The sequence below is a fragment of the Clostridium lundense DSM 17049 genome (assembly GCF_000619945.1).
GTDB classification, from domain to species: Bacteria; Bacillota; Clostridia; order Clostridiales; family Clostridiaceae; genus Clostridium_AO; species Clostridium_AO lundense.
On record NZ_JHVC01000026.1, the window covers coordinates 1 to 12,900 of the forward strand.

The 12,900-nt window shown below is 29.2% G+C and carries 15 protein-coding genes and 1 CRISPR repeat array; of the genes, 11 read left to right on the forward strand and 4 right to left on the reverse strand.

The genetic code is table 11. The features are described 5' to 3' along the window. Positions 1 to 443: 443 nt before the first annotated feature. A CRISPR array of direct repeats spans positions 444 to 734; the repeat unit is 30 nt; unit sequence GTTAAACCTTAACATAAGATGTATTTAAAT. 698 nt (positions 735 to 1,432) lie between these two features. The 8 genes from T514_RS26780 (at position 1,433) to T514_RS25110 (ending at position 7,469) form a co-directional block, all read left to right on the forward strand. Continuing rightward, on the forward strand, positions 1,433 to 1,597 hold the full coding sequence (locus T514_RS26780) for a hypothetical protein (protein WP_156940020.1): 165 nt from the start codon (positions 1,433 to 1,435) through the stop codon (positions 1,595 to 1,597). A 453-nt stretch (positions 1,598 to 2,050) separates the two neighbouring features. After that, positions 2,051 to 2,413: a DUF2089 domain-containing protein gene (locus T514_RS0119760; protein ID WP_027626315.1), complete on the forward strand. Its 363-nt coding sequence runs from the start codon at positions 2,051 to 2,053 to the stop codon at positions 2,411 to 2,413. A 20-nt stretch (positions 2,414 to 2,433) separates the two neighbouring features. Next, positions 2,434 to 2,802: an SHOCT-like domain-containing protein gene (locus tag T514_RS0119765; protein WP_027626316.1), complete on the forward strand. Its 369-nt coding sequence runs from the start codon at positions 2,434 to 2,436 to the stop codon at positions 2,800 to 2,802. A 5-nt stretch (positions 2,803 to 2,807) separates the two neighbouring features. Continuing rightward, positions 2,808 to 3,131, forward strand: coding sequence for a hypothetical protein (locus T514_RS0119770; RefSeq protein WP_051542198.1), 324 nt, complete (start codon positions 2,808 to 2,810; stop codon positions 3,129 to 3,131). Between the two features lie 653 nt (positions 3,132 to 3,784). Then, a complete protein-coding gene (locus T514_RS0119780; RefSeq protein WP_027626318.1) occupies positions 3,785 to 5,263 on the forward strand; it encodes an Lsa family ABC-F type ribosomal protection protein in 1,479 nt (492 codons plus the stop codon). Between the two features lie 162 nt (positions 5,264 to 5,425). Continuing rightward, on the forward strand, positions 5,426 to 6,460 hold the full coding sequence (locus T514_RS0119785; RefSeq protein ID WP_027626319.1) for a Cfr family 23S rRNA (adenine(2503)-C(8))-methyltransferase: 1,035 nt from the start codon (positions 5,426 to 5,428) through the stop codon (positions 6,458 to 6,460). 120 nt (positions 6,461 to 6,580) lie between these two features. Then, a complete protein-coding gene (locus T514_RS27605; protein ID WP_278246543.1) occupies positions 6,581 to 6,709 on the forward strand; it encodes a hypothetical protein in 129 nt (42 codons plus the stop codon). Positions 6,710 to 6,785: 76 nt separating this feature from the next. Continuing rightward, positions 6,786 to 7,469, forward strand: a complete 684-nt coding sequence (locus tag T514_RS25110) for an SHOCT domain-containing protein (protein WP_242850638.1) — start codon at positions 6,786 to 6,788, stop codon at positions 7,467 to 7,469. Positions 7,470 to 7,655: 186 nt separating this feature from the next. Here the strand turns inward: T514_RS25110 and T514_RS0119800 are convergent, their stop codons facing one another. Further along, positions 7,656 to 8,441: a Cof-type HAD-IIB family hydrolase gene (locus T514_RS0119800; RefSeq protein WP_027626320.1), complete on the reverse strand. Its 786-nt coding sequence runs from the start codon at positions 8,439 to 8,441 to the stop codon at positions 7,656 to 7,658. Positions 8,442 to 8,629: 188 nt separating this feature from the next. Further along, positions 8,630 to 9,451, reverse strand: coding sequence for a glutamate 5-kinase (gene proB, locus T514_RS0119805; RefSeq protein WP_027626321.1), 822 nt, complete (start codon positions 9,449 to 9,451; stop codon positions 8,630 to 8,632). Positions 9,452 to 9,820: 369 nt separating this feature from the next. Here proB and T514_RS0119810 point away from each other — a divergent pair, with 369 nt between their 5' ends. The 3 genes from T514_RS0119810 to T514_RS0119820 are packed head-to-tail and all read left to right on the forward strand — an operon-like array spanning position 9,821 to position 10,760. Next, positions 9,821 to 10,039, forward strand: a complete 219-nt coding sequence (locus T514_RS0119810) for a DUF3791 domain-containing protein (RefSeq protein ID WP_027626322.1) — start codon at positions 9,821 to 9,823, stop codon at positions 10,037 to 10,039. After that, positions 10,036 to 10,515: a DUF3990 domain-containing protein gene (locus tag T514_RS0119815; protein ID WP_027626323.1), complete on the forward strand. Its 480-nt coding sequence runs from the start codon at positions 10,036 to 10,038 to the stop codon at positions 10,513 to 10,515. Before T514_RS0119810 ends, T514_RS0119815 begins: the two co-directional genes overlap by 4 nt. Before the next feature lie 2 nt (positions 10,516 to 10,517). Continuing rightward, on the forward strand, positions 10,518 to 10,760 hold the full coding sequence (locus T514_RS0119820) for a hypothetical protein (protein WP_027626324.1): 243 nt from the start codon (positions 10,518 to 10,520) through the stop codon (positions 10,758 to 10,760). Positions 10,761 to 10,915: 155 nt separating this feature from the next. Here the strand turns inward: T514_RS0119820 and T514_RS0119825 are convergent, their stop codons facing one another. Beyond that, the gene (locus tag T514_RS0119825) at positions 10,916 to 12,268 is read right to left on the reverse strand and encodes a Na+/H+ antiporter NhaC family protein (protein ID WP_027626325.1); all 1,353 of its coding nucleotides are present in this window, start codon (positions 12,266 to 12,268) and stop codon (positions 10,916 to 10,918) included. Between the two features lie 39 nt (positions 12,269 to 12,307). Beyond that, the gene (locus T514_RS0119830) at positions 12,308 to 12,877 is read right to left on the reverse strand and encodes a TetR/AcrR family transcriptional regulator (protein WP_027626326.1); all 570 of its coding nucleotides are present in this window, start codon (positions 12,875 to 12,877) and stop codon (positions 12,308 to 12,310) included. Between the last annotated feature and the right edge of the window lie 23 nt (positions 12,878 to 12,900).

Sequence of the window (12,900 nt, forward strand, 5' to 3'; positions counted from 1 at the left end):
TAACAATAACATGAGATGTATTTAAATACATATGGTAGGGACTCATTTAACTTCAGGAGCTTAGTTTAACAATAACATGAGATGTATTTAAATCTGTAAATAAATGTGTTATACTCTGGATAATAAGTTTGTTTAACAATAACATGAGATGTATTTTTAAGCAATTGAGAGTTGAAAATTGAGAATTGAGAGTGAATGAAGATTTCAGCTTTTTCATAGGAAAAGGCTTACTTGTTATGTCTTATTTGTTAAGTATTGTACTTTGATTTTTCCAAGTGAATTGCAAAGTGAAAGTGGATTACAGTTAATGATACCAGTGGTTTGCATAGGGTTTTCTATGAAAAATTGTATTTTATAAAATCATCTGGTAAATATTTTGACAAACCTTGAGTTTGCAATGTTATATGATATTGTTAATTTTGAGGAATGTTGATTTTACGGTGGTTAAACCTTAACATAAGATGTATTTAAATGCACCTTTAAATCTTCCCTTTTTAATTTTAATTAGTTAAACCTTAACATAAGATGTATTTAAATAAGGCTTGAAACTATAGGAAACAATTTTAAAAAAGTTAAACCTTAACATAAGATGTATTTAAATTGATCTGCTTTAGTATTAAATAAAACAGCCTTAATTGTTAAACCTTAACATAAGATGTATTTAAATAAAGATGAAGTTTAAATTTATGCCACGTGTAAGTGAGTTAAACCTTAACATAGGATGTATTTAAATATTATAAAGTAGTTAGATGTGGTTTTGAAACCATGTGAAACTTTAACATGGGATGTATTTTGAAGCAATTGAAAGTTGAGAATGAAGAGTTGAGAGTGAATAAAGATTTTATTAAGAAGTCTGCTACTTTTTATAAACAGAGTTCTTGGCTTCAGAAGGAGTTTTTATTCCCACTGAAGCTTTATTAACAGGATTCTTAGGAGTTTTACTCCTTAGAAGTCGTTATCCTTTAGGAGAAATCGTTATCCAGGGACGTAGCCACTCTTTACTCCCACTTTAAAGAAAAGCAGAGAACCCAAATCTTTGATTTGGTGTGAATCGCTTTCACAGAGTGCGATGGGAGTATTAGAGCGCGTAGTCATCGGATAAATGGCAGATTATTAATTTTACCAAGTCAATTGCAAAATAAAAGTAGCTTAAAGTTAATGATGCCAGTGGTTTGTATAGTGTTTTCTATGAGAAATTGTATTTTATAAAGTCACCTGGTAAATTTTCAAACAAAACTTGAGTTTCCAATGGTTATGTGCTATTGTTAATTTTAAGGAATGTTGATTTTACAGTGGTTAAACCTTAACATAGGATGTATTTAAATCAAAATACCATATCAATACTCTTGTCTTTAATTCGTTAAACCTTAACATAGGATGTATTTAAATAAATTTAAAATACATTGAAGGTTAGTAGATAGCATATTAGGATATGGAGAATAGAAAACCTAAAGCTGCTCCAAATTCATTAAAAACTGTAGTATTTAATAATATCTGTGACTTCTGCAAAGAGTTAATATATGCGAGAGAGGAAATTTGTAGAGCTGAAGGATATGAAAACTATATTCATAAAAAATGTTTTAAAAAGAATAAGTAAGAGATAAACAGATTTCTAACATTCAATGGATTCCCTGTATGATAGAATTATCCAGTCAATGAAATAATAAAAAGCACATGTGTCTGATCCTGTAAGTTAGGGGGAGATGCATGTGCTTTAATTTGTTCTTTATAAATGATGAGTGATTCAATATATTTTCCAACATGGGGCATGTGGAGTGTGTAGCATTAATAGAGAAGAAATAGGCTGAAATCAAAGGGTTAGAGAAATCTAGCCTTTTTTGTGTTTTATGTTCCCTCAAACTATTTGAGGGTATTTTTATTTTTAATTATAATCAACAATAGATAAATAAAAAAATCAATAAGTGGATTGAAATAATTAATATATAAATTAAAATAATTAATTAATAAATAAAAAGATATAAAATAAATTAATTAAAGTATTGAAAATATAAATATTAGTAGTATAATACAATTATGGAGAGTGATTCGTATGGCTTATAGAATATTAACTCAATGTCCTGTATGTAATTCCAAGCTTACAGTTACAAAATTAAAATGCAAAAAATGTAATACTGTTATTGAAAATGACTTTGAACTTTCTAAGTTTTCTTACCTCACTATGGAGCAACTAAACTTTGCAGAAGTTTTCATAAAATGTAGAGGCAATATTAAAGACGTTGAAAAGGAACTTGGAATATCTTATCCTACGGTTCGAAGCAAAATTGAAGATTTAGTTGTTTCATTGGGGTATGCACCTATTAGGGAGAAAGCAGATAATAGTTCTGAAGTAATTGATAAACTTGAAAAAGGAGAAATTACAGCAGAACAAGCATTAAATTTATTAAAAAAATAGGTTTAAAGGAGTTGTATTAAATGAATGACGAGATTATGAAAGTATTAAACATGCTAGAAGAGGGAAAAATTGATGCGCAGAAAGCGGGAGAACTTATAGAGGTGTTAAATGCTTCTAAAAATAATGTTCCTACAGTAACTAATTCAGATAAAATGCTAAAGATTAGAGTTAATTCACAAAATGGAGACAACGTAAATATAAATATACCCGTTAAGTTTATAAGAACCATAGGGGGTGCCATTAAGAGAATACCTAAGGTAGAAGGGATAGAGGGCATGGAGGATATAGACATTCAGGCTATTCTTCAGGCTGTAAGTGACGGACTGGACGGTAAGATTGTAGATGTGAAAAGTGAAAAAGGGGACAACGTTGAGATTATTGTTGAATAACAGAATTGAAGGCACAAGTAGTAATAATTCTTCTGTGCAGAAAAGGAATGTGGAAGGGAATCATTGCAATGAGAATTTATATAAGAGAAAAAAATGGTAAGAAATTTTTTATTCCCCTACCTTTAAGTATTGCAAGTTTAGGATGTCGAATAGCTTCCTATGCTATAAAGAAATCTGGAAAGAATCTTAATCAGCAGCAAAGGGACATAATTGACTGCATAGATTTTAATGAGCTTGCTAAGAGCATAAAATATCTGAAGGGTTACAGAGGTCTAAAATTGGTGGAAGTCACATCAGCGGATGGCAATGAAGTAACCATAACTTTGTAAACAAAGTATTATCTTTTTACCAAAACCTATGTGGAGATTTGCGTATTGCTAAAACGAAAAATTATATAGAAATCCTTAATTTTAGGCACTACTCCAACCGCAATTTGTGCGTCTTGTGAAACTAACAACTACGTTCAGCGGTTCAATCAACATTACATGTAGAGTGTGTTGTGAAGATAGAGAAGAAATAGACTTTCTTGATTTACTCCTTATTGACTTTTTCTACGCATAATAGTATAATGATAAAAAAATTTGAAATTTGAGGTGAAAAAATGATTAATTTTTCTTGCTAATTTTTAAAGTACATTTAATACAAAGATAAACAGGTGCGTTCTGTTTGTTTTGTTGTACTTATGCAAGAAAGTTATTCTTTTTTCTCTTAATATATACACTTGTATTATGCTAATGATTAGCTTAACTACGTATATCTATGAGCTGTAAGAATAATTAATTCTTGCGGCTCTTATTTTTTTATAAATAATTGGAATAAGGAGGATAAATAATATTATGATAAATAAAGATACTTTGCTAACACATGATAATCTCCATATAGAGTTGGATACTGCAGGCGACACTTATATGGAGTAATAACAAGATCGCCTATTGTTCCGACTTTGTTATTTTTACTATTAAATACAGAGGAGGACAAAAATATGTCTTTAATAAATGTTACGAACTTAACCTTTGCTTATGAAGGTAGCTATGATAATATTTTTGAAAATGTAAGTTTTCAAATTGATACGGATTGGAAATTAGGCTTTACTGGAAGAAATGGAAGAGGAAAAACTACTTTTCTAAATCTTTTGCTTGGGAAATACGAATATAATGGAAACATTTCAGCTGATGTGACTTTTGAATATTTTCCTTATGAGGTGCAGGAACAAAGCAATTTTACCCTAGATGTCATAAGGGAGATTAGTCCAAATTCAATGGATTGGGAAATAATAAAAGAATTATCTTTGTTAGATATGGACTACGATGCTTTATATAGACAGTTTTACACACTATCTAAAGGAGAGCAGACCAAAGCATTGTTGGCTGCTATGTTTTTGAAGGAGAACTCCTTCTTACTTATTGATGAGCCTACCAATCATTTGGATGCTGAAGCTAGGCAGAAACTAAGTAATTACTTGAAAAAAAAGAAAGGATTTATTCTGATTTCACATGATAGGTCTTTTTTGGATAATTGTGTTGACCATATCTTATCTATTAATAAAACTAATATTGAAATACAAAAAGGTGATTTTTCTTCATGGTGGAGAAACAAAGAATTACAAGATGGTTTTGAGCTAGCAGAAAACGAAAAATTGAAAAAGGATATTAGCAGACTTTCCAGCTCGGCAAAACGTACATCTACATGGTCAGATAGTGTTGAAAGCAGCAAGCATGGAACTACTAATTCTGGGAGCAAATTAGATAAAGGATATGTTGGACATAAAGCTGCAAAAATGATGAAGCGTGCTAAAAATATAGAAGCTAGACAGCAAAGCATGATTGAGGAAAAATCAAAGCTTCTTAAAAATATTGAATCTAATGAAAGTTTAAAAATAGTATCACTTACTTTCCATGATAAAAAGCTTGTAGAACTTACAGATGTTGCAATTGAGTATGGTGATAGAGCTATCTGTAAAGGAGTAAACTTCATTATAGAGCAAGGTGAAAGAATTGCTATTCAAGGAAAGAATGGCAGCGGAAAATCAAGTATATTGAAATTAATTTATGGAGAAGACATCCCCCATAGTGGAATTGTAAGAAAGAATAATAAGTTAATAATTTCCTATGTTTCACAAGATACTTCAGATTTACATGGTAACTTATCTGAGTATGCAGATAAACACTGTATTGACGAGAGTTTATTTAAATCCATGCTTAGAAAACTTGATTTTTCAAGGGAACAGTTTGAAAAGAATATCGAGGATTTTAGTGGAGGACAGAAGAAAAAGGTATTGCTTGCCAAAAGTTTGTGTGAACGGGCACATTTGTATATTTGGGATGAACCATTGAATTTTATTGATGTCATTTCTCGTATGCAGATTGAGAAATTGTTAATTGAACATGAGCTTACAATTTTGTTTGTTGAGCATGATAGTGCATTTTGTGAAAATGTTGCAACAAAAATAATAAAATTATAAAGGTAGAAATGGCAATTAATATGTTTAATGAGAATATAAAAGTAACACACAATAGGCTCCATGCAAAGCCAGATGTTTTGAGCGACGCTTGCATGGAGTAATATAAGTCGCTAATTATACTGGCTTTGCTTCCTAACTATTAATAGTGAGGAGGAAGCCGACATGAAACAAATTAAAACGAAATATGGAAGAATAAAACAGATAATATCAAACCTAAAATTACCTGATTATAGATACGAGCAGCTTACAAAAGCTATTTTTCATCAAAGAATAGATAATTTTGATGATATGCATATACTACCAAAAGCGTTAAGGGTAGCTTTAGTAAATGAGTTTGGAAAGAATGTATTTAGTGTAATACCTGTTTTTTCACAAGATTCTAAACAAGCTCAAAAATTATTATTTGAATTGACTGATGGAGAAAGAATAGAAGCTGTTAGACTAAAGTATAAACAGGGGTGGGAATCGTTTTGTATTTCTTCCCAATGTGGTTGTGGTTTTGGATGTCGTTTTTGTGCAACGGGAAGTGCTGGATTTAAACGTAATCTTACTGCTGATGAGATAACTGATCAATTACTTTATTTCTATTTTAATGACCATAGATTGAATAGCATTTCATTTATGGGAATGGGTGAGGCTTTTGCAAATCCGGAGTTATTTGATGCAGTAAAAATTTTAACTGATGAAAATTTATTTGGGCTAAGTCAACGAAAAATTACTATTTCAACAATTGGCATTATACCAGGAATTCAAAGATTGACCAAAGAATTTCCACAAGTGAATCTGGCTTTTTCACTTCATTCACCATTTGAAAGTCAACGAAGTGACTTAATGCCTATAAATAAAAGATTTCCATTGAATGAGGTAATGAAGACATTAGATGAACATATCATTCATACGGGACGACGAGTATTTATTGCTTATATTATGCTTAAAGGAATTAATGATTCCAAAGAACATGCAGAGGCAGTTATAGGGTTATTGAAAAATCGTGGTTCATGGGATCATTTATATCACATTGATTTGATACCGTATAATTCTACGGACAAAACAACTTTTAAATTTCAATCTTCAAGTACTATTAAGCAATTTTGCAGTACATTAAAGAAAGCTGGTATTAGTGTAACTGTTAGAACACAATTTGGTTCTGAAATTAGTGCTGCTTGCGGACAGTTGTGTTATGAAAATGAATTATGATGTTAGTTCAAAAATATCCGTTTGAGTAAAGAAATAGTCTAATTTTAAAGGTCTTGAAGATTTTTAATTAAATATTGAAGAGTATTGTATGTCCCTCAGATTTTATATTTGAGGGACTTTTTGATTAAGATGGGTGAACTTTTATGCAAGACTAAAGATGTTTGTGCAATTAGATTTATTTATACTTCTATAGATTTGCATATGGAAGGTGAAAAGAAGTCTATGGATAAAAGTAAAATAAGGGGGTAATATTGCAATAAAATACATTGTTTGCTATAATTGGAGTAGCTTGATGGAGGTGGGCATATGGGGCTTTTCTTTAGGAATGAAATTTGTTGTATATGTGATAGTGAGGGTGGAAAAAAAAAAGATAGCTAATGGATTTGTTTGTAAGGAGTGTTTACATTTATGTAGCATTAGATTTCAAGTGAAAATAAATAAACATACAACAAGGGAAGAAATATTAATTGAAATAGAAAACAATAAAAATTATAAAAATTTACTTGCTAATTTTACAACTACTAAGAAAATAGGAAAATATATAGAATTTGATGAGCAAAAAAGATTATGGCTTATACCAGATGGACCTATATTAAATAAAGTTGAGCCTAAGATATATAGTTTTGATGATATTGTAGAATATCAACTTTTAGAAGATGGTAATAATGTAACAAGAATTGACAGAGTAAGTGGTAGAGTTATAACTAAATCAGTAATTAATAGCTTAAGAATTAAAATAACTGTTAATCAAACTGATAATCCAATTGTTTATATAAACTTAATGGATACGGCAGCAAAGTCTGATTCATTTAGGTATAAAGAATCTTATTCTTTGGCTCAAGAGATACTTTCAATGTTATCTATAATTACCCAAAAGTCTAGAGATGAAAACCAAAACAATAAAATATCCGTAGCAGACGAATTAATAAAACTAAAAGGTTTATTAGATGAGGGAATATTAACACAAGAAGAATTTATTAATGAGAAAAATAAGATATTAAATAAATAAAATTGAGCACTTACTTATGTAGGTGCTCAATTTTATTATATTATGGAACGCCCCTAGAGGGCCAATGGCACTAATATTTACTAAGAATTTGTCAGATGGATATCTATATTGTATAGACAGTTTCAGATATTTATAAATAATGAATTGAAGGGCTTAAATATAATATCAGGCGAATATAGAATATTTTTATATTAAGTTAAAATGTTTTAATCCTTTATAGATACCATCATTTTCAATAGAATCTGTCTTATAATTTGCTGTTTTAAGGACTTCTAAATTGCTATTTCCCATGGCGATTCCATATTTAACATAGCTAAGCATATCAATATCATTTAAACTATCACCAAATGCATATGTATCATTAATATCTATAGATAAATGTTTCATTATGGCTTCTATTCCTTTTACTTTAGAAAATCCCTTTGGCACTAATTCAATAAAATTTGAACTGTGATAAATACAATCAAAATCTTTTTCAATGATTTTATATGCAGCTTCAAAATTGTTTGTTTCTTTTATTTTACAAGTAATTTTATTAAAATAATGATCTATTCCTGTAATAGGCTTTATTTTATTACCAAATTGATTTTTAAAGGCTTGTACCGAAAATTTATCTCCTTTAAAATCTTCCCCTTCATCCATATATAGATAATCTGGCCCTTCTAAAATGCAGAAAATATCATATTTTTTTAAGGTGTTTATTGCCTTATTTGAGATAGCTTTTGATAAATTAATATTATAAATCAAGGTATTCTTATATTCTACATAGGTGCCACATGCAGCAAGTACTCCATCAAATCCTAAATCTAATAATTTTTGTGGAATCATAGCCCTTGCTCTTCCGGTTGCTATAAAAGCAAGATGACCATTCTTTTTCAATTCTATAATTCCTTGTATTGTACTTTCTGGAATGCCTATATTATTATTATATAAAGTACCATCAATATCGAAAAATACTGCTTTCTTTTTCATGTTTCTCTCCCGTTTACTAAAATTAAACTTTTATAATTCATTTTTTATATTAGCAAGTTTAGTTACTATTTGCAACAATGAATGGAGAATGTTGAAAAAAGGATAAGTGAGAGATAAAAACTTTGGATGACAAAATGTTTTATCTGAAGCTTTTTGTATCTATTAACAATGGATGGTATCCCTTAAAATTATTGAGCTATATTAAACCATGTACCCACTGTTTCGCCTTGTACTATCTTTTGTAAAACTTCATTTTCTTGTCCATTTACTATTAACATTGGTATTCCGGCTGAAGTAACCATTTTTGCTGCCTTTATTTTTGTAGCCATGCCACCAGTTCCAAGACTAGACCCTGCTCCACCAGCACAAGATACAATATCTTCTGTTATTTCTTCAACAAAATCTATTAATTTAGCGTTATCATTATTTCTTGGATCACAATTATATAGCCCTTCAATATCAGACATTAAAATTAACAAATCAGCTTTTACTAATTCAGATACAAAAGCTGAAACAGTATCATTATCACCAACTTTAGTTTCTTCCATTACTATAGCATCATGTTCATTTACTATAGGTATAACTCTTTTATTTAAAAGCTCCTTTAAAGTGTTTGCAGCATTATACCTTCTAACTTCATTTTCTATATCCTCTTTAGTTAAAAGTATTTGCCCAACAGTTTTCCCATGCTCACCAAATATTTTTCTATATATATACATAAGTGTACCTTGTCCTATAGCAGCGGCAGCATGTCTTTTGGCGATATCCTCAGGTTTTTCTGATAACCCAAGTTTACCCATACCTACTCCTATAGCACCGGAAGACACTAAAATTATATTATATCCTCTGTTATGTAGATCTGATAGCTGGCGTACCAAACGTTCAATATTAAACATATTTAAAAGTCCATTTTCATGAGTTAATGTAGAAGAACCAACCTTTACAACTATATTTTTTACATTTTTTAAATAGTCTCTTCTGTTAAATTGTATGGTTTGCAAATTTTCCATTACTATTTTCACTCCCTTTAAAGACGCCTTAAAAACGCATATAAAAATTTTTTATTTCTAAAATATTATCTTAAGTACATCTGACAACTTACAACTATTAAGTAAGTTGTCACTTTATTTTAATATAATTCCAGTAAATTTGTCAAGTTTAGTTAAAGAATTCATATAAAAAACTAACCTTAAAACAATATAATGTTAAAATTTAAATTGCAAGTTATTAGCAGGCTCAGCCACGCTTTACCAGGGTTTGTGAACATATTGAAAATAACCCATATATGGGCAATATTTTAGAATATTAGTATTATATTATGTAACATAATTAAATCATAGGGTATAATATTAATATGAATATTGGATGAGGTGGTTATTATGGATGAAAAGATATTAGAATTTACTATCTTTTGTATCGAAAGTTTAGCAGAACAATTGGGAATGAGTGCAAAGGAAATATATAAATTAATTAATATAGATACAGATATTTTGAAAAGTTATATTATCCCTTGTTACGAACCATTACATTCACAAAGTAAGCATTATATAGTAGAGGATTTGATAGAGGTATTGAAAGAGAGAGGAGCATTAAAATGATAGTATACCATGGTTCTTATTGTTTAGTTGATACTCCTAATGTGTCTTTTTCAAGGGATGCTTTAGATTTTGGTAAAGGTTTTTATGTAACTGGTATTGAGGAACAGGCAATTAATTGGACAAGTAAGTTTAAGAAAAGAGGGAAAAAAGGCTATTTAAATAGTTACATTTTATTAATAGATAAAGTTAAAGAAGATTATACAGTGAAAGAATTTTTAAGTTATGATATAGAATGGTTAGATTTTATATTACAGTGCAGAGAAGGAAGTAATATTTATTTGAAATATGATATGATTATAGGTGGAATAGCTGATGATAGAGTATATAATACAATAGAGTTGTATAAAGATAATTTAATTGGGAAAGATGAAGCTCTTAAAAGATTACAATACTATAAGCCAAACCATCAAATTTGCATTATTAATCAAGAGATAATTAATAATTATTTAAAATATGAAGAATGTAAGGAAGTGTAGATATGAAAGCGAATAAAATATTACTACAGTCTTTATATAAAAATATAATACTTGAATTTTCAAAAGAAACTGGTAAGGGATTAGAAGAAAGTATGGATTTATTTTATACCTCTGAAACCTATGAATTAATTAGTGAGGGTGTAGGAGATTTGCATTGTAGGGGAGTTAAATATTTAGCGCAGGAGCTAATGTTGGAATATGGAATAATGGAACATAAGAGTTATCCCAAGGATTTTATTCACTAGGATATAAGAATTATATTCATGAAAAGTGTTGTAAGAATAATAAGTAAAAAATAAATAGAGTTTTTGGCTTCAGGGAAGTTTTTACTCCCACTGAAGCTTTTATTTTGATATATTTTCTAGGAAACAACATCAGTAAGATAAAGAAAGGATTAAATTCATAAGTTTTTATGCAGATAAGGCAAAATAAATGTAATTATGGGTAACAGATAGCATAACACTGCAAAAGGTGCATATGCTGAAGTTGGAATACCAGTTGTTATAAAAATAAATAATGAATTTACATTCCATGGAATAAGAGGAGCAATAATTATTCCAGTATCTGTTATAGCTCTAGCCAAAGTGGTATTTTCAATTCCTAATTCTTTATACTTGTCCTTTAAAAGCTTTCCAGGCAGTATTATACCAACACTTTGATCACTGATAGCTGTTAATACACCACTTATGAATCCAGTTTTTAAAATAAGTTCTTCCTTTGACTTAATTTTTACTGTTATTTTTTCAATTATGGGTATTATAAGTCCTGTTTCTTGAAACATGCTACTTAGGCTGATTGCACCTGCTATTATAAGCAATACGGATATCATAGATATCATACCACCACTAACTAGTATTGTGTTTAAGTCAACAGAATTGGTGTTTACTTTGTAACCAGTAAATATGGCAATAATAATATCATTAAAATTTGTTTTCTGTAAACCAATTGAAATAATTATTCCGAAAATTAATGCTAAAGATACTGATTTCACCATATTCATTCCTAAAAGGCACATAATTATAATGCTTAAAGGTAAAAGTAATAATAATGGTGAAACAATAAAGTTTCCATTAATAGCTGAGATAAGGTTATCTATATTAGAATTTACGACAACTATACTATATTTTTTTCCTATAAAATAATATAGTAATGCTGATACAAAATAAGCTGGAAGTAAAGTTTTTAGTAGGGACATGAAAGCTTCTTTGTAACTTATTTTTACAGTTTGGAGTGTAAGATTAAAAAGACTTGATATTGGGGAAATCTTATCTGCAATAAAGGCTCCTGAAACTATAGCACCTAAAAGAATATGGTTGGGAATTCCAAATATTTTTGACAATCCTAATAATGCGATTCCTATACTGCTAATAGTTCCAAATGCTGTGCCCATAAATACTGAAACTATGGAGGTGAGAACAAAAGCTGCAAATAGAAAGTTCGTTCCCTGCATATATTTAAGTCCATAGTATAACATAGTTGGTACAACTCCTGAAGCCATCCATATAGAAATCATAGCACCAATTAACGCCATTAAAATGAACAGTGATTTATATTCATAAAAACCTTTCTTTATCATATTAAAAATTTCAGTTATGGAAAATCCACTTTTTATAAATAAGAATGAAGCAACAACTATACTTGAAAGGAAACTGTAAAATAGAAATGTTCCAAATATAACACAGGTGATAATTGAAATAAGTGTAAATATTAAAATAATATAAGTATATTTTTCAGAAATTTTATTTTCTCTCATATACCCTCCTATATTTTAATAAATTAAATTTCTAATAATTTAGTCATTTAATAAACCATTCCAATATATTTCCCAAGAAGCTTGAAATTTTTCATTAAATCTTTCAATGCCACCGTATATTAATGCTACTAATAGACCATCTAACAAGGTCATAAAAGAAAGAGTAGCTTTGCTCACCTTATCTGAAGAAACTTTTGTGCTTAAAAATAATTCATTTAGTAAGTTTTCAAGTTCTAAAAAATACAACTTAAAATTTTTAATAACTTTTTCTTTCAAATGAAATGGAGGCATATAAGACATACGCAACACAAATTTCATATTATATTCCTCATTGTTTACATATCGTTCTTTGAATTCTAAAATAAAATCTTCTAAATAGCTCTTTAAGTCAGGTTTGTAATGAGCAAAAAAATTGTGTAAAAAATTCATTTCCTCACTAATAACTTCATCCATCACTGTAAGAAACAATTCATCTTTATTTTTGAAATGAGAATAAATTGATTGTTTTTTAATCCCAACTTCTTCAGCAATATCAGAAAGTGAAGTGCCATCGTACCCTTTCTCGGTGAAGTTTAATAATGCAGCTTTTTTTATTTGTGTAATAGTCATCCAAACATCTCCTTACGATCGTT

Bases quoted from the DNA above. Each gene is read 5' to 3' on its own strand.
- T514_RS26780 (WP_156940020.1), top strand. From the start codon at position 1,433: ATGGAGAATAGAAAACCTAAAGCTGCTCCAAATTCATTAAAAACTGTA.
- T514_RS25110 (WP_242850638.1), top strand. From the start codon at position 6,786: ATGAAATTTGTTGTATATGTGATAGTGAGGGTGGAAAAAAAAAAGATA.
- T514_RS0119780 (WP_027626318.1), top strand. From the start codon at position 3,785: ATGTCTTTAATAAATGTTACGAACTTAACCTTTGCTTATGAAGGTAGC.
- T514_RS0119785 (WP_027626319.1), top strand. From the start codon at position 5,426: ATGAAACAAATTAAAACGAAATATGGAAGAATAAAACAGATAATATCA.
- T514_RS0119815 (WP_027626323.1), top strand. From the start codon at position 10,036: ATGATAGTATACCATGGTTCTTATTGTTTAGTTGATACTCCTAATGTG.
- T514_RS0119820 (WP_027626324.1), top strand. From the start codon at position 10,518: ATGAAAGCGAATAAAATATTACTACAGTCTTTATATAAAAATATAATA.
- T514_RS0119825 (WP_027626325.1), bottom strand. From the start codon at position 12,268: ATGAGAGAAAATAAAATTTCTGAAAAATATACTTATATTATTTTAATA.
- T514_RS0119830 (WP_027626326.1), bottom strand. From the start codon at position 12,877: ATGACTATTACACAAATAAAAAAAGCTGCATTATTAAACTTCACCGAG.
- T514_RS0119800 (WP_027626320.1), bottom strand. From the start codon at position 8,441: ATGAAAAAGAAAGCAGTATTTTTCGATATTGATGGTACTTTATATAAT.
- T514_RS0119760 (WP_027626315.1), top strand. From the start codon at position 2,051: ATGGCTTATAGAATATTAACTCAATGTCCTGTATGTAATTCCAAGCTT.
- T514_RS0119765 (WP_027626316.1), top strand. From the start codon at position 2,434: ATGAATGACGAGATTATGAAAGTATTAAACATGCTAGAAGAGGGAAAA.
- T514_RS0119810 (WP_027626322.1), top strand. From the start codon at position 9,821: ATGGATGAAAAGATATTAGAATTTACTATCTTTTGTATCGAAAGTTTA.
- proB (WP_027626321.1), bottom strand. From the start codon at position 9,451: ATGGAAAATTTGCAAACCATACAATTTAACAGAAGAGACTATTTAAAA.